30 protein-coding genes are annotated in these 26,704 nt (G+C 46.9%); 9 read left to right on the top strand and 21 right to left on the bottom strand.

The window, feature by feature from the left end; all coding sequences use genetic code 11:
* Window positions 1-26 precede the first annotated feature (26 nt).
* The 19 genes from secY to rplC all read right to left on the bottom strand — a co-directional run bounded on the left by secY (window position 27) and on the right by rplC (window position 10,963).
* A complete protein-coding gene (secY, locus tag RID09_RS14125; RefSeq protein ID WP_446336564.1) occupies window positions 27-1,373 on the bottom strand; it encodes a preprotein translocase subunit SecY in 1,347 nt (448 codons plus the stop codon).
* Between the two features lie 242 nt (window positions 1,374-1,615).
* On the bottom strand, window positions 1,616-2,065 hold the full coding sequence (gene rplO, locus RID09_RS14120; RefSeq protein WP_446336563.1) for a 50S ribosomal protein L15: 450 nt from the start codon (window positions 2,063-2,065) through the stop codon (window positions 1,616-1,618).
* A gap of 80 nt (window positions 2,066-2,145) precedes the next feature.
* The gene (gene rpsE, locus RID09_RS14115) at window positions 2,146-2,667 is read right to left on the bottom strand and encodes a 30S ribosomal protein S5 (RefSeq protein ID WP_446336562.1); all 522 of its coding nucleotides are present in this window, start codon (window positions 2,665-2,667) and stop codon (window positions 2,146-2,148) included.
* 24 nt (window positions 2,668-2,691) lie between these two features.
* A complete protein-coding gene (rplR, locus tag RID09_RS14110; RefSeq protein WP_446336561.1) occupies window positions 2,692-3,054 on the bottom strand; it encodes a 50S ribosomal protein L18 in 363 nt (120 codons plus the stop codon).
* 2 nt (window positions 3,055-3,056) lie between these two features.
* On the bottom strand, window positions 3,057-3,596 hold the full coding sequence (gene rplF, locus RID09_RS14105) for a 50S ribosomal protein L6 (protein ID WP_446336560.1): 540 nt from the start codon (window positions 3,594-3,596) through the stop codon (window positions 3,057-3,059).
* Between the two features lie 61 nt (window positions 3,597-3,657).
* Complete coding sequence (gene rpsH / locus RID09_RS14100) at window positions 3,658-4,059, bottom strand: 30S ribosomal protein S8 (RefSeq protein ID WP_446336559.1); 402 nt, start codon at window positions 4,057-4,059, stop codon at window positions 3,658-3,660.
* Between the two features lie 24 nt (window positions 4,060-4,083).
* Window positions 4,084-4,629: a 50S ribosomal protein L5 gene (gene rplE / locus RID09_RS14095; RefSeq protein ID WP_446336558.1), complete on the bottom strand. Its 546-nt coding sequence runs from the start codon at window positions 4,627-4,629 to the stop codon at window positions 4,084-4,086.
* A 102-nt stretch (window positions 4,630-4,731) separates the two neighbouring features.
* Window positions 4,732-5,082 (bottom strand): 50S ribosomal protein L24, encoded by a 351-nt coding sequence (gene rplX / locus RID09_RS14090; RefSeq protein ID WP_446336557.1) that lies wholly within the window; start codon window positions 5,080-5,082, stop codon window positions 4,732-4,734.
* Window positions 5,082-5,450: a 50S ribosomal protein L14 gene (gene rplN / locus RID09_RS14085; protein WP_446336556.1), complete on the bottom strand. Its 369-nt coding sequence runs from the start codon at window positions 5,448-5,450 to the stop codon at window positions 5,082-5,084. Before rplN ends, rplX begins: the two co-directional genes overlap by 1 nt.
* Window positions 5,451-5,625: 175 nt before the next feature.
* Complete coding sequence (gene rpsQ, locus RID09_RS14080) at window positions 5,626-5,874, bottom strand: 30S ribosomal protein S17 (RefSeq protein WP_446336555.1); 249 nt, start codon at window positions 5,872-5,874, stop codon at window positions 5,626-5,628.
* Between the two features lie 6 nt (window positions 5,875-5,880).
* A complete protein-coding gene (gene rpmC / locus RID09_RS14075; protein ID WP_446336554.1) occupies window positions 5,881-6,258 on the bottom strand; it encodes a 50S ribosomal protein L29 in 378 nt (125 codons plus the stop codon).
* A 12-nt stretch (window positions 6,259-6,270) separates the two neighbouring features.
* Window positions 6,271-6,684, bottom strand: coding sequence for a 50S ribosomal protein L16 (gene rplP, locus RID09_RS14070; protein WP_446336553.1), 414 nt, complete (start codon window positions 6,682-6,684; stop codon window positions 6,271-6,273).
* An 83-nt stretch (window positions 6,685-6,767) separates the two neighbouring features.
* Complete coding sequence (gene rpsC / locus RID09_RS14065) at window positions 6,768-7,493, bottom strand: 30S ribosomal protein S3 (protein WP_446336581.1); 726 nt, start codon at window positions 7,491-7,493, stop codon at window positions 6,768-6,770.
* A 59-nt stretch (window positions 7,494-7,552) separates the two neighbouring features.
* Window positions 7,553-7,915, bottom strand: coding sequence for a 50S ribosomal protein L22 (gene rplV / locus RID09_RS14060; protein WP_446336552.1), 363 nt, complete (start codon window positions 7,913-7,915; stop codon window positions 7,553-7,555).
* 69 nt (window positions 7,916-7,984) lie between these two features.
* Window positions 7,985-8,260 (bottom strand): 30S ribosomal protein S19, encoded by a 276-nt coding sequence (gene rpsS, locus RID09_RS14055; RefSeq protein ID WP_446336551.1) that lies wholly within the window; start codon window positions 8,258-8,260, stop codon window positions 7,985-7,987.
* 40 nt (window positions 8,261-8,300) lie between these two features.
* The gene (rplB, locus tag RID09_RS14050; RefSeq protein WP_446336550.1) at window positions 8,301-9,164 is read right to left on the bottom strand and encodes a 50S ribosomal protein L2; all 864 of its coding nucleotides are present in this window, start codon (window positions 9,162-9,164) and stop codon (window positions 8,301-8,303) included.
* A 155-nt stretch (window positions 9,165-9,319) separates the two neighbouring features.
* On the bottom strand, window positions 9,320-9,622 hold the full coding sequence (locus RID09_RS14045; protein WP_446336549.1) for a 50S ribosomal protein L23: 303 nt from the start codon (window positions 9,620-9,622) through the stop codon (window positions 9,320-9,322).
* Window positions 9,615-10,247: a 50S ribosomal protein L4 gene (gene rplD / locus RID09_RS14040; RefSeq protein WP_446336548.1), complete on the bottom strand. Its 633-nt coding sequence runs from the start codon at window positions 10,245-10,247 to the stop codon at window positions 9,615-9,617. The genes RID09_RS14045 and rplD overlap by 8 nt, the downstream gene beginning before the upstream one ends.
* A gap of 80 nt (window positions 10,248-10,327) precedes the next feature.
* Window positions 10,328-10,963 (bottom strand): 50S ribosomal protein L3, encoded by a 636-nt coding sequence (gene rplC, locus RID09_RS14035; protein ID WP_446336580.1) that lies wholly within the window; start codon window positions 10,961-10,963, stop codon window positions 10,328-10,330.
* 658 nt (window positions 10,964-11,621) lie between these two features.
* Between rplC and RID09_RS14030 the strand changes: the two genes are divergently transcribed.
* Window positions 11,622-11,975: a hypothetical protein gene (locus RID09_RS14030; protein ID WP_446336547.1), complete on the top strand. Its 354-nt coding sequence runs from the start codon at window positions 11,622-11,624 to the stop codon at window positions 11,973-11,975.
* 589 nt (window positions 11,976-12,564) lie between these two features.
* Here RID09_RS14030 and RID09_RS14025 read toward each other — a convergent pair.
* Window positions 12,565-12,774 (bottom strand): hypothetical protein, encoded by a 210-nt coding sequence (locus tag RID09_RS14025; RefSeq protein WP_446336546.1) that lies wholly within the window; start codon window positions 12,772-12,774, stop codon window positions 12,565-12,567.
* Here RID09_RS14025 and RID09_RS14020 point away from each other — a divergent pair.
* From RID09_RS14020 to RID09_RS14000, 5 genes are all read left to right on the top strand, one after another.
* Entirely contained in the window at window positions 12,761-12,967 is a 207-nt protein-coding gene (locus RID09_RS14020; protein ID WP_446336545.1) for a hypothetical protein, read from the top strand. The two genes, RID09_RS14025 and RID09_RS14020, sit on opposite strands and share 14 nt — an antisense overlap.
* Window positions 12,968-13,228: 261 nt before the next feature.
* A complete protein-coding gene (gene gyrA, locus RID09_RS14015; protein WP_446336544.1) occupies window positions 13,229-15,931 on the top strand; it encodes a DNA gyrase subunit A in 2,703 nt (900 codons plus the stop codon).
* Window positions 15,932-17,444: 1,513 nt separating this feature from the next.
* Window positions 17,445-18,137, top strand: coding sequence for a hypothetical protein (locus RID09_RS14010; RefSeq protein ID WP_446336543.1), 693 nt, complete (start codon window positions 17,445-17,447; stop codon window positions 18,135-18,137).
* 68 nt (window positions 18,138-18,205) lie between these two features.
* Window positions 18,206-20,065 carry a hypothetical protein gene (locus RID09_RS14005; RefSeq protein ID WP_446336542.1) on the top strand — a complete coding sequence of 620 codons (1,860 nt, stop codon included), beginning with the start codon at window positions 18,206-18,208 and terminating at the stop codon, window positions 20,063-20,065.
* Between the two features lie 10 nt (window positions 20,066-20,075).
* Entirely contained in the window at window positions 20,076-21,539 is a 1,464-nt protein-coding gene (locus RID09_RS14000) for a DUF1802 family protein (protein WP_446336541.1), read from the top strand.
* Window positions 21,540-21,822: 283 nt separating this feature from the next.
* On the opposite strand, the gene RID09_RS13995 is transcribed toward RID09_RS14000, so the two are convergent.
* The gene (locus tag RID09_RS13995; protein ID WP_446336540.1) at window positions 21,823-22,884 is read right to left on the bottom strand and encodes a mannose-1-phosphate guanylyltransferase; all 1,062 of its coding nucleotides are present in this window, start codon (window positions 22,882-22,884) and stop codon (window positions 21,823-21,825) included.
* 218 nt (window positions 22,885-23,102) lie between these two features.
* On the opposite strand from RID09_RS13995, the gene RID09_RS13990 reads away from it, so the two are divergent.
* The 3 genes from RID09_RS13990 to RID09_RS13980 all read left to right on the top strand — a co-directional run bounded on the left by RID09_RS13990 (window position 23,103) and on the right by RID09_RS13980 (window position 26,432).
* A complete protein-coding gene (locus tag RID09_RS13990; RefSeq protein ID WP_446336539.1) occupies window positions 23,103-24,563 on the top strand; it encodes an LCP family protein in 1,461 nt (486 codons plus the stop codon).
* Window positions 24,564-24,821: 258 nt separating this feature from the next.
* Window positions 24,822-25,442 (top strand): HD domain-containing protein, encoded by a 621-nt coding sequence (locus RID09_RS13985; protein ID WP_446336538.1) that lies wholly within the window; start codon window positions 24,822-24,824, stop codon window positions 25,440-25,442.
* Between the two features lie 6 nt (window positions 25,443-25,448).
* Entirely contained in the window at window positions 25,449-26,432 is a 984-nt protein-coding gene (locus RID09_RS13980; protein ID WP_446336537.1) for an ABC transporter ATP-binding protein, read from the top strand.
* The last annotated feature ends 272 nt before the right edge of the window (window positions 26,433-26,704 follow it).

Below are 26,704 nucleotides of genomic sequence, written 5' to 3'. Positions count from 1 at the left end.
AAGTCACCAATGACATAGCAGCAATTTTACTGCTTAACCATACCCTCGTAACGCTGTGAAATCACGTATGTTTGAACCTGTTTTGCCGTGTCAATTGCCACACCGACCAAAATCAGTAACGAGGTAGCCCCCAGCCCTCTAAACGTAGTCACTCCAGTGGCACTTTCTACAGCCGTTGGCACAACCGCTACCAGTCCCAGAAAGATTGCACCCAAAAACGTCAACCGATTCAGCACTCGCTCAACATAGTCACTTGTGGCTTTACCGGGGCGAATTCCCGGAATACTCGCTCCCATTTTCTTCAAATTCTGCGACATATCAACCGGATTCACGATCAACGACGCATAGAAATAGCTGAAAAAGAGAATTAACACCAGATAAACCAGTACATACAGCCACGGCGTCGGACCATTCGGACTGATATATACTGCCACCTGATTGACAGCTTGGAGAATTGAACCCAAAACTCCTTCACTATTACCACCGCGAGCAAAGCCAGCTAGGGAAGTGGGTAGAATCAAAACCGCTGAGGCAAAGATGATCGGCATTACCCCACCTTGGTTCAGTCGTAGCGGCAGATAGCTCGTCCGTTCCCGATAGAGGCGACGCCCAACTTGTCGTCTTGCCGAAATAATCGGAATCCGGCGCGTTCCCTCCTGAACGAAGACAATCCCGACAATCATCACCAAGAAAACCAGGAGCAAAATGACCACCTTACCTGCCATTTCTCGCCCCCCTGTCTGTGCCAACTCAATCGTTTGACCCAATGTCCGGGGCAGAACTGCCACAATATTGACAAAAATCAACAAAGATGCTCCATTGCCAATCCCGCGTTCGGTAATCACTTCCGAAATCCACATGACAAACATTGAGCCAGCCGTAATTGCCAGCACAGTTTCCACAAAGAAGAGAGTTCCCGGATTTGTAGCAAACTGGCTGGCAAATAGTGCCAGACCCACACTTTGCAATATTGCCCAAACCAGGGCAACATAACGGGTAATCTGAGAAATTTTTCGGCGTCCTGCTTCCCCTTCATTCTTCTGTAAATTTTCCAGCGTGGGGATAGCTGCCGTCAGCAACTGTAAGATAATTGACGCATTAATATAGGGCAAGATTCCCAGGGCAAAAATTCCCAAAGCCGAGAATCCTCCCCCAGAGAAAAAGTCTAAAATGCCAGCAATGGGAACGTTTCCACTTTGGATAGCTGTTGAAAGTTGTTCCCGATCAATTCCCGGTACAGGTAAAAATACACCAAACCGGGCTAGGATCAACAAACCGATGGTCAAAAGCAACCGACCTCTAAGACCGGCAGCTTGTGCCATCTGCATAAATGTTTCTTGAGCCGTTGGAGTTTTGTCTCGACTGACGACCATAAAGGGATACCTCCAGATGACACAGTGTTGACCTCTCCCTGTTATAAATAAACAGGGATTCTAATAGGATACTTCGGGGTCAATTAAAATCGCGTCCCTTCGTATCTTAATTAGAGTTCCAGATCAATAACCTGGATGGCGCGGTCAAAAACGCCCTACAGACCTTGGTTAGATCAAGACCTAACTGTATCTCTACTTTTCTCAACCTATTAGCAGCACCATTACCCGCCAACGCTAAAAAGTTACGCCTCAATCACTTCACAACTCCCACCAGCCGCCTCAATTTTTTGGCGGGCGCCAGTCGTGAAAGCAGCGGCTTTAACGTTTAGCGATACATGCAACTCCCCGTCACCCAGAATTTTCAACGGTCCGTCGTTCGTGGTGACGATACCCGCTTCCATCAGTGACGGTAAAGTCACCTCTGTACTGGCAGGGAGCGATGCTAACTTACCTACATTTATCGTAGTGTAATGTTTTGGGTTAATTACCGTAAAGTGTTTTAACTTGGGTAGGCGGCGATACAAGGGCATCTGACCCCCTTCAAAGCCCGGTCTTGTACCCCGACCCGATCGCGACTTTTGACCCCGCATGCCAAAGCCACAGCTAGCCCCTTGACCTGCGCTAATCCCGCGACCAACACGACGACGACGTTTCTTTGCACCTTCTTGGGGTGCTACAGTATGGATTCTCATAATCTAGCTCGTGAAACTCAAAACTCAGACGTGCCATGGCACGTCTCTACATTTAAAACTCAACACTCAACACTCTACCTTTAGACATAGAGCTTCTCAACATCAACCCCGCGTTCTTGAGCCACTTCGGCAAAAGTTCGCAGAGAATCTAGGGCGTTAATGGCAGCTCTAGCATTATTCAAGGGATTATTAGAACCCAATTGCTTGGCTAAAATATTACGAACCCCTGCCAATTCCAAAACCGTCCGCACTGCACCCCCAGCAATTACCCCTGTACCGGGTGCAGCGGGTCGCATCATCACCTTAGCACCGACAGCCGCCCCATTAGAGGGGTGAGGAATGGAATTAGACTTGGTTAAGGGAACATCGATGATTTGCTTTTTGGCATCGACAACCCCTTTACGAACAGCGCCAATTACATCACTGGCTTTGCCCACACCAACGCCCACTTGACCGCGCTCGTTGCCTACCACAACGATGGCACGGAAACTTAATTTTTTACCGCCTTTAACCACCTTGCTAACTCGACGGATTTGAATAACCCGTTCTTGCCAGGTGCTTTCTTTTTCTTTAGCGCGGCTACTTTTGCGACGATTTGCCATAATTTAAATTTTGATCTACTTATTCTAGAAGTCTAACCCAGCTTCACGCGCCGCTTCTGCCAAAGCTTTCACACGACCATGATAAAGGTTTCCTCCCCGGTCAAAAACAACCTGAGATATGCCTTTTTCCAGCGCTCGCTGGGCAATTAACTGACCCACTTTAGTCGAGGCGTCACAGGTGGCACCTGATTGCAACTCTGACTTCAGTCCAGGTTCTAGAGTAGAAGCCGCCACTAGAGTATGTTGCTGATCATCGTCAATAATCTGCACATAAATGTGCTGATTTGATCGAAAAACCGCCAATCTAGGACGTTCAGAACTACCTTGGACTGTCCGGCGAACGCGCCGATGTCTACGTCGGACTGATTGTTTACGAGTAAGTTTCATCTTTACTTCTTACCTGCTTTACCAGCTTTACGTCTAACCATTTCACCGGCATAGCGAATGCCTTTCCCTTTATAAACTTCAGGGGGACGCACCGCCCGAATTTTAGCCGCTGTGTTGCCGACGATTTCTTTATTTATCCCGCTAACAATTACGTTAGTATTCCCTTCAACCGCTAGCTGCACGTCTTGGGGAGGGACAATTTCCACGGGTTTACTGTACCCCACATTCAGAATCAGGTTACGCCCTTGAACTTGGGCGCGATAACCGACCCCTTGGATTTCTAGACGCTTCTGAAAACCTTGGGAAACCCCTTCTACCATATTGGCAACTAGGGTGCGAGATAATCCGTGGCGCTGACGGGCAAGTCGGGATTCATCCCGTCGTCGCACTTCAATTGTTTCTCCTTCTTGTTCAACTGTGACTTGTTTGGGCAGAACTCGTTGGAGTTCTCCTTTGGGTCCTTTTACAGTAACCTGTTGACCGTCAATGGTCACGGTCACTTTATTCGGAATTGTTATCGGGCGCTTGCCAATACGCGACATAATTTTATCCTCCTTACCAGGCAAAAGAATTTTCAGGTTTAAGAGGCTGATTTAAACAGCGCTACCAGATGTAACACAGCACTTCCCCACCGATTCCCTGTCGTCGGGCTTCCCGGTCTGTCATGATGCCACTGGACGTGGAAATAATCGCAATTCCAATACCACCGAGAACTCGCGGTAATTCCTTGCGGTTTTTGTAAACCCTGAGACCAGGTTTACTCACCCTTTTCAGCGCTCTGATAATGGGTTGGCGAGTTTTTCCTTTGTATTTCAACGAAATGACTATGTATTTTTTTACCCCTTCCCCAGCTTCTTCAAAATCGGCAATAAAGCCTTCTTCTTTTAAAACATGGGCAATCGCCCGTGTCATTTTTGTTGCTGGGACATTTGTGGTTTGATGCCGCACCAAGCACGCATTCCGAATGCGGGTCAGCATATCTGCAATTGTGTCGTTTGCCGCCATTATTTCCTTCCTATACTTACAGGCTTATTTCTCCCGGAAAGGCATTCCCATCTCTTTGAGTAAAGCACGACCCTCTTCATCGGTGTTCGCGGTTGTGATAATTGAAATATCCATGCCACGAATTTGATCGATACGGTCGTAGTCTATTTCCGGGAAAATCAGTTGTTCTCGGATGCCTAAGGTATAGTTACCGCGACCGTCGAAACTGCGGGGGCTGATCCCGCGAAAATCGCGAATTCGTGGCAAGGCTAAGTTAATTAAGCGATTCAAGAACGAGTACATCCGTTGCGATCGCAGGGTTACCATTATCCCCACAGGCATTCCTTGGCGGATTTTAAATCCCGCGATCGCTTTTTTGGCACGGGTAACCACGGGTTTTTGACCTGTAATGGTCGCCAGTTCACTCAATGATGATTCGAGTGCTTTAGCATTTTGAGATGCCTCTCCTAATCCCCGGTTGACGGTTATTTTGATCACACGGGGGACTTGATGGATATTTGTATACCCAAACTGTTCTTTAAGTTTGGGAACAATTGTTTCTTGATAGAGTGTTTTCAATTGGTCAGACATGGGGGTTATTCTTCTTTCCCTGGGCTTGGTCAGGGGCTATTTTTATTGATCCTTTGTCCTTTTCTTTTTGTCATTACCACAGAAGACGATTGACCAAGAAATTTAGTCAATAATTTCACCTGTTTTCTTCAGCATTCGTACCTTTCGTCCATCCTCAGTCAAGGTGTAACAGAGCCGACTTGCCACCTTTTGCTTATTAGAATAAAGCATGACATTGGAACTGTGAATCGGAGATTCAACGGTCACAATTTGACCCGTTTCCCCTTCTTGCTGAGGCTTGACGTGTTTGGTTTTGACATTCACGCCTTTGACGATCACCTTGCTAATTTTAGGTAATATTTGCAGAATTTCTCCTACCTTACCTTTATCGTGACCACTAATCACTTGTACCGTGTCACCTTTTTTGATGTGCATTTTGTAACGCACAGGCGCATTTTTTGTCTTTTGAGCCATTAGAGTACCTCCGGAGCCAAGGACACAATTTTTGTGTAATTTCTGTCCCGCAGTTCTCGCGCCACAGGACCAAATACACGAGTTCCTCTAGGATTGCCATCGGCGTTAATAATCACAGCAGCGTTATCGTCAAAGCGAATACTCATCCCGCTTTCCCGACGCAATCCTTTGCGAGTGCGGACAATAACTGCCCGAACTACGTCGGACTTTTTGATTGCCATGTTAGGAATCGCATCCTTAACCACAGCAATGATCACGTCACCAACACTGCCGTAACGCCGATTTCCAGAACCGAGGACGCGGATGCACATCACTTTACGCGCACCGCTATTATCAGCCACATTTAAATACGTTTGTTGTTGAATCATGGGATTTCTACTCTTTAAGAGTTATGAGTTGTGAGGCACGTAGGGGTTCTTTTCACTATGATCGTTTCTCACCTGACCCAGATTTGACTCGTGCCCCCGACCGAGTATTTCAGCATTCGAGACAATTCCAAACCCAAAACCAGGTTCCCTCGAGGTCGCGTTGGGTCAACACTCCTTAAGTTGAGGCACTATTAAGAATTTCCGTAACCTGCCAGCGTTTCGTGCGACTCAGAGGTCGTGTTTCTTGAATGCGGACGCGATCGCCTTCTTGGCAGCGATTTTCTTCATCGTGTGCCTTGTATCGCTTGGTATTGACAACGATTTTGCCGTATTTCGGGTGGGGCGATCGATTTTCAACAGCAACAACTACGGTTTTATCCATTTTGTTGCTCACCACCAAACCAACTCGTTCTTTAACTGCCATCGCGGTTTACTCCTCTTCTTTTGCCTCAGACTCAGATGGTGAGGATTCAGGGGTGACTTCAGTCGCCTCGGGTTCACTAACCGACTCTTCTACCTCGGCTTGAGGGGGTTGAGTCGTGGCTGTAGCGGTTGTCGCTACAGGGGCTGAATCGCTCACCATTGGTGGGGTTGTCTCTTCAGAAACTGCTGCCAATTGCCGTTCTTGCGCCACCGTCATCATCTGAGCAATACGATGTTTCAGATGCTTAAACTGATGGGGTTTTTCTAAGCGGCGGGTTGCTTGTTGCAACCGCAGTTGAAATAGCTCACACTTGGCAGCTACAATTCCATCCGCTAATTCTTGATCGCTTAACGTTCTGGCGTCGTCTATTTTGGACAAAGGCATAACGTATACTACTTATTCCCCTTCACGGGTAATGAACTTCGTTTTAATGGGAAATTTGTTCGCCGCTAGACGCATGGCTTCGCGGGCAAGGGGTTCGGACACACCAGCGATTTCATACAAAACTCGACCTGGCTTAACCACAGCCACCCAATATTCAGGTGACCCTTTCCCCGAACCCATACGAGTTTCAGCGGGGCGCATGGTCACAGGTTTATCTGGAAATACTCGAATCCAGATTTTTCCACCCCGACGAATGTAGCGAGTCATCGCTCGACGACCGGCTTCAATTTGACGGGCAGTAATCCAGGAAGGTTCGATCGCTTGCAATCCAAAATCCCCAAAATTGAGGGAGTTACCGCGAGTCGCTTGACCTCTCATCCGCCCACGCTGCTGTTTGCGGAATTTTGTTCGCTTAGGACTTAACATAGTTATTTTGGTCCGTTATCAGTTAGTCGTGGTTGTTTATCGTTTGCCCGTTGTCACCTCACCTTTGGACTTTGGACAAATAACTACTCATTGGAACGATCTTCAAATTGCTGGCGACGCCGTTGTTGGCGGCGACGGGGTTGCGCTGTCGCTGGTGGGGCGACTTCTTCTGTAGACGGAATGATTTCACCTTTGAAAATCCAGACTTTCACACCCAGAATCCCATAGATGGTACTAGCGGTACGGTAGGAGTAATCAATATCCGCTCGTAGGGTATGCAAGGGAACTCGACCTTCACGAGTCCACTCCGTCCTCGCAATTTCAGCGCCATTTAGGCGACCACTGACTTGCACTTTGATCCCTTGGACATCTGCCCGTTGCGCCCGTTGAATGGCTTGACGGACAACTCGACGGAAGGACACACGGCGTTCTAACTGTTGGGCAATGTACTCAGCAATTAGCTCCGCATCGGCATCCACCCGGGCGACTTCAATGACATTGATGCGAATTTGACGATTACTCCCCAAAAGGTCTTGTAGACCTGTACGCAAGGATTCAATGCCACTCCCGCCACGACCAACCACGACACCGGGTCGAGCTGTATGGACTTCTAAATCAATTTGATCGGCTTTGCGTTCGATCCGAATTGTAGAAATTCCGGCGTTACTCAGGTTCTTTTCGACGTATTGTCGGATGATGTAGTCCTCTTGCAGGACTTCTGGGTAACGCTTGGTATCAGCAAACCAACAGGAGCGATGCTCTTGAGTGATACCTAAGCGAAAACCAATTGGATGAATTTTTTGTCCCACGAATCCTTCCTTTAGTTTGTATTTGTCCGTTGTCAATCGTGATCATTGATGATGATTGACTAGTCCTCAACTTGAGGTGAAACCGCCACCGTGATATGACAGGTTGGCTTGCGAATCTGATAAGCTCGACCTTGGGCTCTGGGGCGATAGCGCCTAAAGCTTGGTCCCATATCGGCAGAGGCATGGGTGATCACTAAGTTTGCCGGATCTAGACCCGCATTATGTTCGGCATTCGCCACGGCGGATCGTAGGACTTTCAGCACAGGTTCGCACGCCCGGTAAGGCATAAATTCCAGAATAATCAGGGCTTCACGGTAGGAACGCCCACGAATCTGATCGAGAACCCGCCTAACTTTAAAGGGGGACATGCGAATATAACGTGCGATCGCTTTGGTTTCTGCTGTTGTATCTATTGTCGCCATAGTTTTTGTGATCTCTAATGGGCAAGAGCGAGAGTCAACCTGCCAACTCCTCAAACGGCATTTTACCGATTAACGCGCCCGGCGATCGCCCTTGGAATGACCGCGAAAGGTGCGAGTTGGGGCAAATTCGCCCAGTTTATGCCCCACCATCTGCTCATTGATAAAAACCGGCACATGGGTTCTCCCGTTATGAACGGCGATGGTGTGACCCACCATTTGCGGCAAAATGGTTGAGGCGCGTGACCAGGTTTTAATCACCTGCTTTTCGCCTTTACTGTTCAAAGCTTCAATCTTACTCAGAAGACTGTCGGCTATAAATGGACCTTTTTTTAAAGAACGACCCATAATCTAAACGTGGTTAATGGTCAATAATTGAATGCAAGCATTAAGCCTGACGTCCACCCCGTCCTCGCTTCGAGGATTTGCGCCGACGGCGGACAATTAAAGAGGTACTTTGTTTTTTGGGTTTGCGAGTTTTAGCTCCCAAAGTGGGTTTCCCCCAGGGCGTAACTGGACCGGATCTACCAATAGGCGCTCTGCCTTCACCACCACCGTGGGGGTGATCCACCGGGTTCATGACACTTCCTCTCACTTTGGGACGGCGTCCTAAGCGACGGCTACGACCGGCTTTACCTAAACTTAGGTTACGAGCCTCGCTATTCCCGACCTGGCCAATAGTGGCATAGCAGTTCCGCCGCACCAGGCGAACCTCCGTGGAGGGTAACTTCAGGGTGACATAGTTCCCTTCTTTGGCGACGACTTGGGCGCTAACTCCAGCCGCGCGGACGATTTGACCGCCTTTTCCAGGCACCAGTTCCACGTTATGGACGCTGGTTCCTAGAGGGATATTGCTCAGAGGTAAAGCGTTGCCAACTTCAATGGGAGCATCGGGTCCAGAAATTACGGACGCCCCCACTTCTAAACCAGCCGGATGCAGAATATAGCGTTTTTCGCCATCCTGATAGTAAAGCAGGGCAATCCGGGCATTCCGGTTGGGGTCATATTCAATGGCTGCTACTTTAGCCGGAATATTGTGCTTGCTCCGGTGAAAGTCGATGATGCGGTAGAGGCGCTTGTGTCCACCACCACGGCGCCGACTGGTAATCACGCCCCTATTATTGCGACCTTTGGGACGGTGATTGGATGTAGTTAGTGATTTTTCGGGTTCACTGCGGGTAATCTCAGCAAAGTCTGAGATGGTCACCTGGCGGGTACTAGGTGTGTAGGGTCTATAACTACGAGTTCCCATAAAACTATCCTTTATTTGTCTTTCGTTATTGAAAACTCTTTCACTCGCTCAGGGCGGGTTTAGTTACATCTGGGTTAGGTAAGAAACGATAGTAATCAAACCCGCCCCTACATAAAACCAGATCCCTTGAGCAAGGGCGTTGGGTCAACCTTGTTTTATACTTCTGGGAACAGCGTAATCGAGTCTCCAGAAGCTAAGGTGACAATTGCCCGTTTGTACTGGGGCTTGTAGCCGACAAATTTGCCGACGCGACGCTTTCTGCGAGGTGGCATTAAGGTGTTGACACCAGTAACTTTGACATCAAAAAGGCTTTCTATTGCCGCTTTGATTTCAGGTTTAGTGGCTTTGGGAACAACATCAAAGACGTATTTGTTATCTTCTAAGAGCAACGTGGCTTTTTCAGTAACAATTGGGCGAATCACCATGTCTGCCAATTCGCCGGGGTTGGATTTAATCACTGTAAACCTCCTGGATTGTGGCAAGGGCTGTATTGGTGGTGACGATTTTGTCCGCTTCTAATACGTCGTAGATATTTAAGCTGTTTGCATAAATTAGCTTAAGGCTTGGTACATTACGCGCTGACAAATAAACCTGCTGTTCCGGTTGGGGTAGAATTAACAGGACTTTTTGATTTGGATCAATTCCCCAACGCGCGATCGCCTCTAGCAAGTCTTTGGTTTTAGGACGGGTCAATTGATCGGCAAAATCTTCGACGACAATCAGATCCTCAGATCGACTCTGCAATGCTGTTCGCAGTGCCAAGCGCCGCTCTTTGCGGTTCATCTTCAGGCTATAGTCTCTGGGCTTGGGACCAAAGATGACGCCCCCTCCTCGCCACAAGGGTGAGCGGTTTGAGCCAGCCCGAGCGCGACCGGTGCCTTTTTGCCGCCACGGTTTACGTCCGCCACCTCTAACTTCAGCGCGGGTTTTTGTTGATGCTGTTCCTTGACGAGCATTAGCCTTTTGTCTAACTAATGCTCGATGAACAATGTGAGACGCACTATCTTCTTTAGCAACTTTCAGCTCCAGGGTTGCTTGTCCCACTTCTTCCCCTTGCCAGTTTCGTACTATACAATCGACCATAGTTTTTAGTCCTTAGTCTTTATTCTGGTTGTTCAAGATTCATCGGTGGGCATCAACAATGAGCCATGAACCCTGAATAACTATTTCCCGACTTTATTTGTGGGTGCAATGTTTAAAAGCGCTCCTGGCTTACCGGGAACTGCCCCTTTAATAATCAGCAGGTTTCGTTCTGCGTCTACGCGCACCACTTGTAATTTGCGAATGGTCTGACGTTTACCGCCATAACGACCTGCCATTTTCTTCCCAGGGAAGGTACGACCGGGCGTTGTTCCGGCGCCAGTGGAACCGGGTAGGCGGTGGTTTTTGGAACCATGCGCCATGGGTCCGCGCTTAAAGTTATGGCGTTTTTGATAGCCAGCAAAACCACGACCAATGGTCTTTCCAGAGATATCGACCAGTTGACCCGCACTAAATATTTCTACGTTTACAACTTGACCAAGTTGGAATTCGTCGGTGCTATCTAGGCGATATTCACGCAGGTGACGTAAGGGGGGAGCCTCAGACTTGGCTAAATGCCCCTTTTCTGGCTTATTAACTGCCTTTTCTTTAACTTCGTGATAGCCCAGTTGCACAGCACTGTAGCCATCCGTTTGCTTGGTTTTGATTTGAGTCACCCGACAAGGACCCGCTTGAACGACTGTGACAGGAAGGGCGCGTCCTTCCTCGTCAAAGACTTGGGTCATGCCGAGTTTCGTGCCGAGGATACCGACAGACACTGGCTTCTCCTTTCTAGACGGTACAGCGAGGCAAATTTGGCGTGGATTCACTTGTGAATCCGCTAGTGCCTCAGCAGGTTATCTTCCTGACTAATCGACAGGGATTTCCTCGATTGAGGTTCATTCTTGCCTGGTTAGTTGTGGAAATTTGGGTTAGTACTTACTAACCGCGTCGCCTTTGAACGCTGGGACTTAAGGTGTTATCTCCTTAGTATCCCCACGAGGCGCAGTGCAAGTGCCAAAGGTCAGAAGCTGCCACTACAAGAGCTATCTGGCTTTTTTATCTGAGTTCACTCTAGTTCTACAGTAGAACTAGCATACCTCAACTTGGTGGTTTGACTTGATAAATCCAAGACCACAGCTTCTGTTGACCTAGGTTGCGATCGAGTAAGTTCGCGATCGCGCAACTGGCAATTTGGTCACAATTGCTCAGTATAGAATAATTCCCTGATTTTGTCTAGGAAATTGGCGACAATTTTATCCATCCGAGCCAGCTCACCTCGAAAGCCGCACGCTCATTCACAATCCGGGGAACCCGCCAACCCGCCATGCACCTGGTCTAAGCCTCCACCTTAAATGGTACGCTATCTGCCCAACCCAATTAGTGCGATAAGTTAAAATGAGGCTGAATACTTTGGCAAATATTTAAATTCAGAGAATGCAGATTAGCGTTGAAGTCTCAGATGAGTTGGCACTCCGATTGAGTCCACTGCAAGATCAGTTGCCGCAGATTTTAGAACTAGGGTTGCGGGAATGGAATGGGGATGCTCAATCTGGATTTTCTGGACTGACAGACGTTTTGGAGTTTTTGGCGAATCTGCCAACTCCAGAGGAAATTTTGGCACTGAAGCCATCTCCGGTGTTGCAGCAGCACATTGAACACCTGCTAGAAAAGAATCGGACAATCGGGTTAACAGCCCAAGAGGAGCGATTGTGGCAGCAGTATGAATATGTTGAACATTTGGTACGGATAGCTAAGGCGAAGGCATTGCTGAAGCTTAAGGCAATATAAAAGATGAGCAAGACTTATGTTTCTGCGGCAGTCAGACGCTTAGTCTATGAACGTGCTAACCATGCTTGTGAGTATTGCTTAATGCCTGAAATTGGTGACAGTACGCTTGTTACAGATGAATCGTCCTGAGCGGGTGGAGGAACGGAAGTTGCTGTCACAAGCAAATGTTTTGAATGTACCTGAATCTTGAAGCGATCGCCTAATCTCACCCACCTTACCCAACCTGACGCTGACTGTTGAGATATTGGTGAGTGCGCTGCGTAATTCTGAACTGACTGAACCTCTGAAAACTCAAGTTTTAATGAAGATTGACGCCATACTATATAAGGGACATTCTGTTATAAGGATTCCTATTCCAGCTCAAACTGAGGTGTCATTTGTCGGTGAAACAGCTTTTACGAGGGAAAATTCTTCCACGGTAGAAGCAAAAAGACCAAAATTAATTGCTGTCTATCAGCGTTTTCAGAAGTAAAAATTGCCATAAAATATAATTTTATAGTCTACCTTCACGTTGAATCTGCTTAATTATATATAAAATATTCATGGGCGCACGTCGGTGCGCCCCTACGAATCATGTTTATAATGCTCACTATTTTTTGGCTAGATCAGGAATAACTAACATAAAAAGAATACCGAACACAATAACCGCAATAGCTTGTTCTGTGGTCAGTAGATTGGGTCTTACCAGATACAAGGCAGCAAAGGCAAGCAACCCAATGGTTAGATTCCGAGACAGCAGTCCGGGCGCTACTAGGGTTGCAATGATGCAAAACGCGATTATAGCAATGGCTACTTCCATGATTCCTGTTTCCTTGTTTCGGGTAATTACAGGGCGTTTAGCAAGGCAGAAAGCCCAACCGATCGCCTACTATCAATCAGCCGTTACCTGTGACCCGATTCCTCATGGACAAGTCCTGCCTGTTTCTGTCGGGCTGGCTTGTGTACAGATCTCCCTGTACGCCACAGGGTACGAGTTATACGAGTTAACGTAACTCTAAACTATCTCAAAACCGCTCATAAGTCAGTAGTGAGTAACTGCTCATCTTGACTTTACGCGATCGCGAACCCCCGAAAACACGTCTATCCCCTATCCCAATAAGGCTTTCCCTGACTCCGAGTCCGGGTAAACTTGTGTTAAAATATTAAAAGAAAGTAGCACATTTTAGCAAGTATTTGGGTTAAACATAGCGGTTTAGCTCACTTTTTGCGCTTTTTTTGCCTAAATCCTGAATTTTTATGGAGTTTTTCGTTCTATGAGTATCTCCCAGGAGCGGATTGTCCCGACAAATCTTCGCAGCGAAATGTCTAGGTCATACCTAGAATATGCCATGAGCGTCATCGTGGGTCGGGCGCTACCCGATGCGAGGGATGGACTCAAGCCAGTACACCGGCGGATTCTCTATGCAATGCATGAACTGGGACTCAGCCCAGATCGCCCCTTCCGGAAATGCGCCCGTGTTGTGGGTGAAGTCTTAGGGAAATATCACCCCCACGGCGATACAGCGGTTTACGATGCCTTAGTTCGCATGGCGCAGGATTTCTCCATGCGATCGCCCCTAATTAACGGACATGGTAACTTTGGCTCGGTGGATAATGACCCACCAGCGGCAATGCGTTACACAGAATGCCGCTTGCAATCCTTAGCCACAGACTCCCTCCTCCGGGATATTGAGTCGGAAACCGTCGATTTCCTGGATAACTTCGATGGATCACAACAAGAACCCATCGTTCTCCCCGCACGGGTTCCCCAGATACTCCTGAATGGATCATCGGGTATTGCCGTTGGTATGGCAACCAATATCCCTCCCCATAATTTGGGTGAATTGGTGGATGGCTTAGTCGCCCTCATCCATAACCCAGAAATCACTGAAAAAGAATTGATGCGGTATATTCCCGCCCCTGATTTTCCCACCGGCGGTCAAATCCTGGGCAGATCTGGCATCAAAGACGCCTACACCACCGGGCGCGGCTCAATCACCATGCGGGGTGTGGCGCAAGTTGAAACCATAGAACACCGGGGACGCCCTGATAAAGAAGCGATTATTGTCACCGAATTGCCCTACCAAACCAATAAAGCGGCACTGATTGAAAAAATTGCCGAATTGGTTAATGATAAGCGCATTGAAGGCATTTCGGATATTCGGGATGAAAGCGATCGCCGGGGAATGCGGATAGTGATTGAACTGAAGCGGGATGCCTATCCCCGTGTGGTTCTCAATAATCTCTACAAGCAAACTCCCATCCAAAGCAATTTTGGTGCCAACATGCTGGCATTAGTCGGGAATGAACCCCAACTATTGACCATCAAACAGTTCCTCGAAGTCTTCCTCGAGTTCCGCATTGAAACAATTACCCGGCGCACCCAATACGAACTTCGCAAAGCCGAGGAACGGGATCATCTGTTGCAAGGGTTACTCATTGCCCTGGATAACTTGGATGCGGTAATTGCTGTAATTCGGGCTGCTGCTGATACGGCGATAGCCAAGAGTCAATTAATTGACCAATTTGGACTTTCCGAAGCTCAAGCTGATGCCATTTTGCAAATGCAACTGCGACGCTTGACGGCATTAGAAGCCCAGAAAATTCAAGCGGAACATGAAGAGTTACAAGTTCGCATCACGGATCTGCAAGATATTCTGGCGAATCGACAGCGCATCCTAGAAATTATCGAAACCGAAGCGCTTCAGATCAAAACCACCCACGGTACACCTCGCCGCACGGTGATTCAAGAGGTGGAAGGGGAACTGGATGATATTGACCTAATCGCCAATGAAAAAGCAATAATTTTAGTCACGGAACAAGGGTATATCAAACGGATGCCCATTCACTCCTTTGCAGCCCAAGCTCGGGCAACCCGGGGCAAAGCCGCCGCCCGGATTAAGGAGGATGACGGGGTTGAGCATTTCCTGAGTTGCTGTGATCACGACACCCTACTATTTTTTAGCGATCGCGGTGTGGTTTACTCCCTACGCGCCTACCAAATCCCCGCCACATCTCGTACCGCCAGAGGGGTACCGATCGTGCAAATGCTGCCGATTCCCCACAATGAAAAAATTACCTCGGTTGTACCAGTTAGTGAGTTCACCGATGATGTGTATTTAGTGATGTTAACCCGCAAAGGGTATATCAAAAAAACGGCGTTGGATGCCTTTAGTAATATTCGGGCAAATGGTTTAATTGCCATTTCTCTAGGTGAGGGCGATCAACTGCGCTGGGTGCGTCTATGCCGAGCTGAAGATAGTATTATCATTGGTTCGAGTAAGGGCATGGCAATTCATTTTAAAGCCGATCATGACCAACTCCGTCCCCTGGGTCGGGCTACACGGGGGGTTAAGGCGATGAAGCTGCGTTCTAAGGATGAGTTGATCAGTATGGATATTATCCCGGCTCAAGTTGTGGAGAGACTGATTGCTACAGCCGATGAAGAGGCGGAAATGGAAGACGATACCAGCAGCAGTGAGGAACTCAATGGGGAAGACGATACCAGCAGCAGTGATGAACTCAATGGGGAAGACGATACCAGCAGCAGTGATGAACTCAATGGGGAAGACGATACCAGCAGCAGTGATGAACTCAATGGGGAAGAGATTCACGAAACCGCCGGTCAAGGACCCTGGGTTTTGGTGGTTACCACAGGCGGTTTAGGCAAGCGAGTGCCAGTGTCTCAATTCCGACTGCAAAATCGCGCCGGAATGGGATTAGTGACGATTAAGTTCCGCCATAGCAAAGATAAACTCGCTGCGTTGCGGGTGGTGAATGAAGGGGATGAATTGATGGTGGTGACGATGCGAGGCATTATTATTCGCCAAGCCATTGATGCCATTTCCCCTCAATCCCGAATGGCGACAGGGATACGAGTACAACGCTTAGATGAGGAGGATGCGATCGCAGCGGTGGCGTTAGTTCCTCTATCCGGTTCGGAGGAAGAAGCTGAAGCATTGGATGAAGCGTTGTAGCCTCCATTAGGAAACAGGAAACAGTTTTCCGCCAAGATTGAAGAAGCTGGTGCGATCGCTGTTTTCTACCTCTTATACCAAATCCGCCTTTGGAACCCCTTTTTTGCCCTGGCGACTAGAAGTCGCAGCTACACAAACAAAGTCCGCCTGCGCGGACTAGCTTATAAAGGGGGTGGCTAACCCGGATTTCGTATAAGAGAGAAAAACCTGAAGTATAGCAATCGCCATAGCGGTTAGGACACATCATTTATGTAGAGACGTTGCATGCAACGTCTCTACAAGGATGCCTTTGTCCTAATCGATGTGTCTACTATAAATTTATTAATTTTGCTGGAAATGCTAAAACAACAGCAGCACTTCCGATTGACTAGCTGAGCGATTTCCTCATATTGATGATTCTCTGTGGAGTTGCACTGAATTCAAGTTTCAGTTGCCTTGCTCCCCATTCACTATCTTAGGAAATATCAGCGTCTAAATGGTGTGCTGCTGCTGTTTTTAGATGAGACAGATCAGTTGATTTAGCCAGCGTTTTTACCTCTTGATTTCAATCTAAACGTTGCTTTTGTATCTGTCTAGTGAAGCTTTATTTGCTTCATAGTTCTACTTTACCACTTTTGATTTAAAGGACAAGGGAATGATACGTAAGTTTACTTTTATGGGAAGAAATGTTAACTTAGATTACTGTGTTCACGATTCAGATATCCTTGAATTTAATCTAGGATCATAGTTTTCCTTCTAACGATCGCACACACAAAGCAGAGGGCGACCCGATCAAATTGAATGGACGAGAATTGTTAGTTAACGCCAGAGAGTCACCCCTACCAAAAATGAAATGCACTTGGAGCGTTTTCTCTATTAGTCTTGGCTGAAAATGCTAAAACAACAGCAGCACTTCCGATTGACTGGCTGAGCGATTTCCTCATCTTGATGATTCTCTGTGGAGTTGCACTGAATTCAAGTTTCAGTTGCCTTGCTCCCCATTCACTATCTTAGGAAATATCAGCGTCTAAATGGTGTGCTGCTGCTGTTTTTAGATGAGACAGATTAATTAATTTAGCCAGCGTTTTTACCTCTTGATTTCAATCTAAACGTTGCTTTTGTATCTGTCCAGTGAAGCTTTATTTGCTTCATATTTTTACTTTAGCACTCTCAAATTGAAAAACCAGTAAATGATATGTAAGTTAACATTTCTCCGGAAAATATTAACTTAGGTTACGATTATGGGCGGCGATTGAGAGGAGGCAATCATCCGGGACAAAGTTAAAAGAGGATTAATTTGAGCCGTTGAGTATTTGGATTAAGCGAAAATACTTAGAGGCGTTTTGCCCAGCATCTGATCACACAAAGGCAGAAGGTTCCCAGACAGATAGTAGAAGGGATTTATGCTGATGTTCATTAGGCTGTACTTATATACCGATCCCCCCTGCATTGGCAAGTGGCTAGAGGATGGGGTTAGGATAACAGGAGGAGATTTTTACAAAAGTTCATTTACATGATGGATAAGGTAACAACGATGTCGAACGATGTTGAGGCGAAGGCTAAGGAAATCCGCCTACTGCTTTACTTGTGGGATCTGGGGGGTTCGGATGTTAAGAGGGGTGAATTGACTAAACGACTGAAACGGAAGAAGGAGACAGCCGCCCATTACCAGGATAGTTATCAGCAGTTAGAAGATAAGGGTGCGATCGCGCTTTCTCGGTATAAAGTCTCTCTTGTAGAACCCACAGGACTTCAGATGTTAGCAGAGGGGTTGAAGAATGAGGCGTTTGAGTTTGAGAGTCAGATTGGCGCGAAAACCGCGAATGCGTTACTTAAATGGATTCGAGAACAAGGTATATCGGCGGGTAGCGTTGGTGATGGCGCTGTTGCAGTAGGGAAGACTGGGGAGAGTGCGATTGAGCAAAGCTCAGCGCCAAAGGCGATCGCGTCTTATGATCAGTTTAAGCAGGTGGCGCTGGATGTCTACGATCAGCTTAACCGCGACTATAACTTGGATGACTTAGTACCGATTTATCGGATACGGCGGACAATCAGCGATCGCGTCTCTCGTTCCCAGTTCAACGACTGGATGCTGGAAATGCAGGCTAACGATATCTTACAGCTTCAAGGTGGCAGTGTAGAAGATAGCGCACCGGACAAGATTGAAGATTCGATTACAACAGATCTGGATGGGTTGCGCTGCTATGCCCGACGTTTACCATCATAAATTCTACAGTCTTTCTGTATCGTCTTGGGTGTACTACTTATTCACTTCACACAACAAGGATTAGATCAATGTCTTCCATTGATGAATTAATCAGAAATAAAAACCCATTTGCTGGACATACTGTTGTTACACCACTACAAATCTGGGGAAAAAGCTTTCCTGATGTTCCCTCAATAAATGCTCATGCATCTGATGCTGTGTTTGATGCGGTTGCTAAAGTGCGTCGCGGGGAACGTCAAACCGTAGGAATTACGATTACGGCTGAAAAAGGGCTAGGCAAAAGCCATATTATCAGTCGAATTCGCCATCACTACCAATCTAATAGTGATGCGTTGTTTATATACATGAATAAATATGACAATTTAAATAAGATAAAGACTCTATTTAACCAAAATGTAGCCACTAGTCTTAAAGCATTTGGTAGCCAAGGTGTCATGCAGTGGCAAGAACTGGCGACTGCTTTGATTAATGAAGCCAAAAACTGGAATTACACTCCTCGACAATATATAGCCATTTTCCCCAAGTGGTTGAGCAAATACTCAAACCAAACCATTGATATGCTCGCCAATCCTGTGCTTCAGATTAAAGCAGATATTGATAATCCTTATATTGTAACAGCAATTTTGTGGACGCTTTCTTCTGCTCATGCTCGATATGCAATTCATTGGCTGTCTGGTGGCGAGTTAAGTCAGATACAAGCTGAGACAATGGGGCTACCCAATCCTAAACAACAAGACAGAGAAGCTGACGCTTTAAATAATGCTCGCCAAATTCTCGACATCACCAGTGATTATCGAGTACCCGTGATTTGCTTTGATGAGTTAGATATCGTAGATGTTGATGACAATGGCTTTACCGTAGCCCAACTTATTGCTAGTTTAACCAAGGATTTGTATAACACTCTTAAACGGGGTGCTTTTTTGCTAGCCATGTATGCTGACACCTGGAGTTATCAAGTTAGAAGTTTACCTCAAGCTGAGGCGGTCATGGCTCGTTTGGCTAGTGAAAGGGCAGATATGCAACCGCTAAAACTTGACTATTTAAACTCAGATAAGGTCGTTGAACTTGTTTCTTATTGGCTCAAAGAATTCTATAGTGAAAATCAACAAACACCACCTGATCCGATTTATCCATTTGATGAAAACAAATTAAGGGAGCTTGGCAAGCAAAAACCTACGGTGAGGGCAGTGATTCGGTGGTGTGCAGAAAACTTTAAGCTTTCAGGAAATGGCGAAACCAAAAATATCGTTGAGCTGTGTTATCAAACACAATTAGATGATATTCAGCGAAATATAGATATATTATCAGAAGAGTACAATAATGACATTTCTGATGCTTTAGAATTAGCTTTATCAACTCTCTGCCAGCAAACAATAGAGGGAGTAACTATTGATAGAGTAGAAGAAATCCCATGTAGCAGTGTGGATCAAGGATATATTCACTTCAAAATCGTTGGCAGAGAAAATGAGCAAGAGGTAAAAATTGGAGTAGCTGTTCTTGAGCAATCGGGAGGTAAATATCAGGGGGCTGCCTTAAAGCGGTTGATTGACTATAAAAAATTTGACTTAACTCGCGGTTGCTTAGTTCGTTCTAAGAAAATTAATTCTGGAGCTAAATTAGCTCAAAATAATGTCAGGAAGCTTTTGCAAGAGAAAGGCGGAGAATGGGTGCTTTTGCAAGCGAAAGATATAACTCCACTTCTCGCTATTCTATTCGTCTATGACAATCGGGAAAGTTACGAACTCAGCAAGGAGCAAATATTTGAATTTATCAAGCAGAATCGGTTAGCCATTGATAACCCCCTAATTCGAGAAATTTTAAGTGATCCGTCGGGTCAAGAACCTGATAATCTAACCGATGACGATTTACCAATGAGAGTTCCTCAGACTGTTGTTGATGTAGAAGATAACATCGAATTGAACGTATAACGCTATAAAAATGAACCAGCAGGTTTTACTTCAAACCGCATTTTGTCTACCTACCCCGGATATCGAAGCCTTGATCGAAGGGCGAATGATCACCGCTATTCCTCGAATATTTGTCAATCCGGGACGACAATTTGCTCTCTATCCCTCAGATACATCTAGTAACGCTCTGCCTATCGAACAATATTATCGCTCTAATTTCATCTCCACCGCCCAAAAAAGTCTGGCTGAACTCGGTTCTGAGACAGTTCTAATTAAAGCCTGGGCAAAATGCGAACGTTGTCAAGTCTTGGATGATTCAGAGTCCCTTGATTTCTTATCTCACTTAACCGTATGGACAAAAGCCGGATTAGAGGAAACTCGTGTAAAACGGGGTCATATTTTTTTGGCTTACCTGCGGGTTTATCGACTCCCGCAACCGATTGAAATACCCGTACATCCGAGTCCCCGATTTATTCCGCTTCCCCAACCTTTAACCGTTACTCAAGACACACCTGTTTTGAGTCAAACCTTCTTTGAACAGCGCTGTCGCCAGATGGAAAAACGACAGCCGCCGCAGTATCCAGAATTAGAGGAATTACAGAGTGCGATCGCGCCATTATCAAACAATAATCTAGCGGCTAAAGAAATCGACCAAGATATCAAACAATTCTTAGGCTGGAGTAGCCAATCAATCGGGACATTTGACTCTGATTTCCTTTGGATTAAAACAATCGCCGAAGTCGGTAACTCTAGCGATGGTCATCACTTTGAAAAACTGGTACGAAAAAGCTTACTGAAGCTAGGATTTACCAACTCTAGAAATGACCCAAAAGCGAGTCTCAATCCCGAAGCAACTGGCGGTGCTGGCGGTATTGATTTTTATGCGGATGTACCTTATCCCATCGTTGGCGAATGCAAAGCAACCAAAAGTGAAAAAGTACCCAGCAGAACTCCAGGACAATTAATTCAACTTGGTAAAAATCACCTGCAACAAGACTACAATCCTTGTATCAAACTCATTGTCGCCGCCGGTGAATTAACCTCAGATGCTTTACGAACAACTTTAAATAATCAGATTAGCGTGATTCGTCCAGAAACTCTCCAACATCTTGTGGAATTGCAAGCCCAGCATAAGGGTGCTATCGACTTGCTGAAACTCAAAGCCTGCTTGCAAGATGCTTATGGGTTAGCCGATGATAAAATTGAGCAATACCTGGTAGAAGTGCGTCAAGACATCGCCGTGCGATCGCACATTATCCAATCCGTTAAATCCTTCCAGGAAAATACAAGCTTAGACGAAGCAGGAGTTGATGCGATTTATGGTGCGTATATGGGTTCACGTCCCCCCAAACCTTTAATGCCGAACGAATTGCGTGATATTCTCATTGAATTGTCCTCTCCCCTAACAGGCTACTTAGGGCGGAGTAGGGGTAATGACTCAAACCGCGATCGCTTCTATTTCCTGCGTGATTTATCTCAGATTCATTTATATTAAGCAACCTTTGCAGCAGCGTAGGGGCGCACCGACGTGCGCCCTATTTCCTTTGTACAACAGGAAAATACCAATTAATAGCAAATCCGGGTTAGCCACCCCCTTTATAATGCTAGTCCGCGCAGGCGGACTTTGTTTGTGTAGCAGCGACTTACAGTCGCCTCCTCTTGCATGGGGTTTACTATAAAGCAGGCGATTAAACAGTTTCCGGGAGGCAGAGCCTCCAGGGGGGCATTCCCAGGCAGAGCCTGGGAACGAGGCGATGAGGCGAGGCTAGGCAGAGCTATCAAAGTAATTGGCTAAACCTGGAGTCGGCTTGTAGAGTTTTCAGTACCTGCTTAATCTCCTGAGTGCGGTCTTTTTTCACAATTAATGTCACCCCACCATCCCGCACAACCACTACATCGTCTAAGCCAATCGTCACAATCACCTCATCCGGATCACTAGCATAAAGAATCGCCCCTTGGGTATCTTTCCCAACATGAGTTGCCAGTTCCACATTAGCCGCCTCCCCCTTGTGCAACCGTTCTAAGGCATTCCAATCTCCCAAATCATCCCAACCAAACGTAACCGGGAGAACATAAGTCAGTTGGGTTTTCTCCATTAAGGCATAGTCAATACTCGTTTTAGGTAGTTTAGAATAAGCAGCAATACCCTGTTGTTGCAACGGATTGATAATATCAGCCGCGTAGGTTTTAAGTTCCGCTAATACGACACCAGCCCGGAAAATAAACATACCACCATTCCAGCTAAATTTCCCCGTCGCCAGAAATTTTTCGGCTGTTTCTTGGTCAGGCTTTTCTGTGAATCGAGCCACCCGATATACTGGTAAGTCATTAAAGGTTCCGGCGGGTTCTCCTTGTTCGATATAACCGTAACCCGTAGAGGGGTAGTTGGGGGTAATTCCCAAGGTGACAATCGCCGCTTCAGTCGCCGCTAACTGAGTCGCCGCCTCAATCGTCTGTTGGAACGCCTGCTGATCTGCAATCCAATGGTCTGCTGGAAAAAAGCCGACCACCGCATCTTCTCCATAGTGACGCGCAATTTCTAATGTTGCCCAAGCCACAGCAGGTGCCGTGTCTCGCCCTTCGGGTTCGGCTAATATATGCTCATGATCGAGTTGGGGTAACTGTTCTCGCACCCCGTCAGCTAATTGAGCCGATGTGATCACCCAGACGTTGGCTGAATCTCCCGCCAATTGACTGAGACGTTCAGCCGTGGTTTGTAATAAACTCTTTCCACTACCATCTAAACTTAAAAACTGCTTGGGTCGATGCTTGCGACTGAGGGGCCAAAACCGTTCACCTTTGCCACCAGCTAAAATTACGGGGATTAAGGATTGACTCATCGTCCGTGCTATTCTAAATCTCTGCTACATCCTAGCCCACAAGGATGAGGGAGATGGGGGAATACAGAGTCAACACTCAATACTTGTGACCACCTCGGTAGATTTTTCCTTACCAAAGATTAATGGGGATGAGGCGGGCTAACGCTATAATCCAGCAATAGACTCGGTGAACGTCAAAAGATTCGAGAACAGTTGGTGTGTGGTGAGGGTAAAAAAACGTGTCGAATAGTTCCCAAACTAGCTGGGGCTTTCAAGTCTCCCATCCAAAAAGTTATGCGCGATCGCACGGAGACTCTGATGTCGCTGAAGATGTTACTGGGGGTTCCCCGCCTCCTCCACCGCCAGATAATGACGGCGGAGATTCCCATTCCGATGATCATTCGGATAAATCCAATAGTGGTCGCTATATGCGCTGGTTCCTGTGGAGTGCGGCGTTTATCTTAACCGCTACAGTTTCTGCTACCTTGGGCGCAACGGTTGCCCTAATTACACCCCTGTCCCCCTTAATCGTGCCGCAAAATTTTATCCCTGGCGCGAAAGAAAATTCCTGGCGACAAGCATTTCGTTATGATTTAGCCAGACCCGTCAACATCCTAGTGATGGGGATTGACCGGGTTCCCGATAATGATAAAAACTCGCCTGACGTTTTCAGTGGTCGCAGCGATACCATGCTGTTGTTAGGCTTAGATCCAACAGCAGATTCACTCACCATGCTTTCAATTCCTCGGGATACCCAAGTAGAACTTCCTGGGGTAGGACTTGCCAAAATCAATGATGCCAATGTGGAGGGGGGTGCAGCGTTAGCCGCACGGGTGGTGAGCCGTACCCTGAATAATGTACCCGTTGATCGCTATGTGCGGGTGACTACGGATGCGTTTCGGGAACTGGTAGACCTGGTGGGGGGAGTGGAGGTGTTTGTTCCCTATCCGATGCAGTATGAGGATGTAACCCAGGATTTGTACATTGATTTAGAACCGGGGTGGCAAACCTTAAATGGAGACCAAGCCGAACAGTTTGCTCGATTTCGCCAAGACGACTATGGCGACATTGGTCGAGTCCAGCGCCAACAGACGCTGCTCAAGGCGCTGCGTCAACGGTTACTCAACCCTACTGTGCTACCGCGTTTACCCCAAATCATTCGGGTGATGCAACAATATGTTGATACCAATCTCAGTTTAGAAGAAATGTTGGCGTTGGTAGGCTTTGGCTTAGATTTAGACAAAGATGATTTTCAGATGGTACTCTTACCCGGTCGCTTCAGCAATCCAGAGGAATATGTCGCCAGCTATTGGATTATGGATTCTGCCGGACGCGATCGCGTTATGCAACAATATTTTCAGCAAACCTTTGACTGGAGTTCCTCAGATATCCGCCGTTCTCCCCAACGGTTGCGAATTGCTATTCAAAATGCCACAGATGACCCGGAATTGGCTCACAAACTTGCTCGATATTTGGCGGAAAATGACTTTTATAATGTCTATATCATCAGGGATTGGCCCGATCAGGTACGCGAAACTCAGATTATTGTACAACAAGGTGATTTGAACGCCGCAGCGACATTGAAAAGGGTTTTGCAACTCGGTCACATCGAAGCCTCTTCCACAGGAGATATTGAATCAGATTTAACCATTCGAGTGGGTGAGGATTGGTTGATTCAGCATCCAGAAGAGGAGGAGTAATGCAGGGGGAGTTATCAGTTATCAGTGAGCAGTTATCAGTGAGCAGTTATCAGTGAGCAGTTATCAGTTATCAGGAGTAGGGGGAGCAGGGGGAGCAGGGGGAGCTGAGGGAGATGGGGGAGGTGAATGATCAATGACTAGAAAAGAGTTGTATGTGTAGGGGCTCGCTTTCACTACTATCGTTTTTTGTCCACCCTAATGTCACTAAACCCGCCCTGTCTAAATGACAAATGACAAATGACGAATGACGAATGACAAATGAACTGCCGACTTAGCCAGCAAATTCAATTTATTATTGAAATTGACAAACTCAAAGGGATTCTGCGCCAAACCCGATTAATTGATAATTCTCGCCCGGAAAACAGCGCCGAACATTCTTGGCATTTGGCGTTGATGGCGATTATTCTTGCCGAGTATGCACCCTCCCAGGTTGACCTGGGACGAGCGATAACCATGGTACTCCTGCATGATTTAGTTGAAATTGACGCGGGAGATACCTTCTGCTACGACGTACAAGGAAATCAGGATAAAGCTATCCGGGAAGAAAAAGCGGCTACCCGGATTTTTGGCATGTTACCCGAAGACCAAGGACAATCATTGCGGGAAATCTGGGCAGAATTTGAAGCCGCCGCCACGCCGACAGCCCAATTTGCCGTCGCCCTAGACCGTTTGCAGCCTCTGCTGCTAAATCAACAGAATCAGGGCGGAACTTGGCAGCTTCATGGTATTACTCAAGATCAAGTAATGCAACGGATGGCGCCAGTGCAAGACGGTACACCTCAGCTTTGGGCATTGGTCGAGCAAATTGTGGCAGACTGCATTAAGGCGGGTTATTTACAAAGTGCGCGATCGCTCTCCACCAACACTCAAGTAGACTAGAGTATTATGTCTATTGTTGTGGCTCAAAATCTGAGCAAAGTCTACCCCGTAGCGGTCAAACAACCTGGTATTAAGGGAACCCTAAACCACTTTTTGCGCCGTAAGTACCGCTCAATCGTTGCAGTACAAAATGTTTCCTTTGAAATTGCCATGGGGGAAGTGGTGGGATTTCTCGGTCCTAATGGTGCAGGTAAAACCACAACCTTGAAAATGCTCACCGGACTCGTTCACCCTTCAGGGGGTGAGGTTAAAGTGGCGGGTTATGTGCCATTTCAGCGAGAATCCAGCTTCTTGCAGCAGATTACCCTAGTCATGGGTCAAAAGCAACAACTAATTTGGGACTTACCCGCCTGGGATTCCCTGAGAATCAACGCCGCCGTTTATGGAATTTCTCACAACCAGTTTCAACGTCGCGTCGGGGAACTGGCAGAAATGTTATCCTTAGAAGCCAAACTAACACAACCCGTGCGGAAACTCTCCCTCGGAGAACGCATGAAAGCCGAATTGCTGGCGGCGCTTTTGCATCAACCCCAAGTCTTATTTTTAGATGAACCTACCTTGGGATTGGATGTTAATGCTCAATTAGGGGTGCGGAATTTCTTACGCGAGTACAACCAGCGCACGGGAGCAACGGTTTTATTGACTAGTCACTACATGGCAGATATTACGGCACTGTGTCAGCGAGTGCTACTAATTTATGAAGGGCAGATGATTTATGATGGCAGCTTAGAAGGACTACTCAATCGCTTTGCTCCCTATCGAGAGGTGAAAGTGGAACTGGCTCAACCCTTGTCAAAAGAGGAGTTATCGGGTTACGCGGAAATAGAAGCCGTGGATGGGTTAGCTGTACGTTTCTTTGTGCAGCGTGAAAAGCTGACAAGTACAGTGGCTCGGATTTTGGCGGAGTTAGAGGTGATAGATTTAACGGTTAGTGACCCCCCCATTGAAGAAGTCATCGGTCGGGTTTTCCGCGCCGGAGTCGTTTCCTGATAGTTTGTCATTCGTCTATGTAATATCATGTCCGTCTAAAGTTATAATTTATAAAATTCGCCGGGAAAACCCCATCCCAAAAGTGGGTGGGGATGAGAGGCGAGGCAGGCTCAGGGGTTCGATACCCCTGAGCCTGCCAATAATCTATCGGGGTGACAGTTAGCCTCTCTCTGTGTTTGTGAGTCTCGATGTATTTTCTTTGCGTATACCACTAAAACATATAAGTTTTTGTGCTAATCTAAGTCGATCAAGGATTTTGGAGGTAAAACCGT

This window comes from Coleofasciculus sp. G1-WW12-02, assembly GCF_040219735.1.
Taxonomy (GTDB): Bacteria; Cyanobacteriota; Cyanobacteriia; order Cyanobacteriales; family Coleofasciculaceae; genus Coleofasciculus.
This window is presented reverse-complemented; position numbering and strand designations above follow the sequence as displayed.

Bases quoted from the DNA above. Each gene is read 5' to 3' on its own strand.
- secY (WP_446336564.1), bottom strand. From the start codon at position 1,373: ATGGTCGTCAGTCGAGACAAAACTCCAACGGCTCAAGAAACATTTATG.
- rplO (WP_446336563.1), bottom strand. From the start codon at position 2,065: ATGAGAATCCATACTGTAGCACCCCAAGAAGGTGCAAAGAAACGTCGT.
- rpsE (WP_446336562.1), bottom strand. From the start codon at position 2,667: ATGGCAAATCGTCGCAAAAGTAGCCGCGCTAAAGAAAAAGAAAGCACC.
- rplR (WP_446336561.1), bottom strand. From the start codon at position 3,054: ATGAAACTTACTCGTAAACAATCAGTCCGACGTAGACATCGGCGCGTT.
- rplF (WP_446336560.1), bottom strand. From the start codon at position 3,596: ATGTCGCGTATTGGCAAGCGCCCGATAACAATTCCGAATAAAGTGACC.
- rpsH (WP_446336559.1), bottom strand. From the start codon at position 4,059: ATGGCGGCAAACGACACAATTGCAGATATGCTGACCCGCATTCGGAAT.
- rplE (WP_446336558.1), bottom strand. From the start codon at position 4,629: ATGTCTGACCAATTGAAAACACTCTATCAAGAAACAATTGTTCCCAAA.
- rplX (WP_446336557.1), bottom strand. From the start codon at position 5,082: ATGGCTCAAAAGACAAAAAATGCGCCTGTGCGTTACAAAATGCACATC.
- rplN (WP_446336556.1), bottom strand. From the start codon at position 5,450: ATGATTCAACAACAAACGTATTTAAATGTGGCTGATAATAGCGGTGCG.
- rpsQ (WP_446336555.1), bottom strand. From the start codon at position 5,874: ATGGCAGTTAAAGAACGAGTTGGTTTGGTGGTGAGCAACAAAATGGAT.
- rpmC (WP_446336554.1), bottom strand. From the start codon at position 6,258: ATGCCTTTGTCCAAAATAGACGACGCCAGAACGTTAAGCGATCAAGAA.
- rplP (WP_446336553.1), bottom strand. From the start codon at position 6,684: ATGTTAAGTCCTAAGCGAACAAAATTCCGCAAACAGCAGCGTGGGCGG.
- rplV (WP_446336552.1), bottom strand. From the start codon at position 7,915: ATGGCGACAATAGATACAACAGCAGAAACCAAAGCGATCGCACGTTAT.
- rpsS (WP_446336551.1), bottom strand. From the start codon at position 8,260: ATGGGTCGTTCTTTAAAAAAAGGTCCATTTATAGCCGACAGTCTTCTG.
- rplB (WP_446336550.1), bottom strand. From the start codon at position 9,164: ATGGGAACTCGTAGTTATAGACCCTACACACCTAGTACCCGCCAGGTG.
- rplD (WP_446336548.1), bottom strand. From the start codon at position 10,247: ATGGTCGATTGTATAGTACGAAACTGGCAAGGGGAAGAAGTGGGACAA.
- RID09_RS14030 (WP_446336547.1), top strand. From the start codon at position 11,622: ATGCAGATTAGCGTTGAAGTCTCAGATGAGTTGGCACTCCGATTGAGT.
- RID09_RS14020 (WP_446336545.1), top strand. From the start codon at position 12,761: ATGGCTACTTCCATGATTCCTGTTTCCTTGTTTCGGGTAATTACAGGG.
- RID09_RS14025 (WP_446336546.1), bottom strand. From the start codon at position 12,774: ATGGAAGTAGCCATTGCTATAATCGCGTTTTGCATCATTGCAACCCTA.
- gyrA (WP_446336544.1), top strand. From the start codon at position 13,229: ATGAGTATCTCCCAGGAGCGGATTGTCCCGACAAATCTTCGCAGCGAA.
- RID09_RS14010 (WP_446336543.1), top strand. From the start codon at position 17,445: ATGTCGAACGATGTTGAGGCGAAGGCTAAGGAAATCCGCCTACTGCTT.
- RID09_RS14005 (WP_446336542.1), top strand. From the start codon at position 18,206: ATGTCTTCCATTGATGAATTAATCAGAAATAAAAACCCATTTGCTGGA.
- RID09_RS14000 (WP_446336541.1), top strand. From the start codon at position 20,076: ATGAACCAGCAGGTTTTACTTCAAACCGCATTTTGTCTACCTACCCCG.
- RID09_RS13995 (WP_446336540.1), bottom strand. From the start codon at position 22,884: ATGAGTCAATCCTTAATCCCCGTAATTTTAGCTGGTGGCAAAGGTGAA.
- RID09_RS13985 (WP_446336538.1), top strand. From the start codon at position 24,822: ATGAACTGCCGACTTAGCCAGCAAATTCAATTTATTATTGAAATTGAC.
- RID09_RS13980 (WP_446336537.1), top strand. From the start codon at position 25,449: ATGTCTATTGTTGTGGCTCAAAATCTGAGCAAAGTCTACCCCGTAGCG.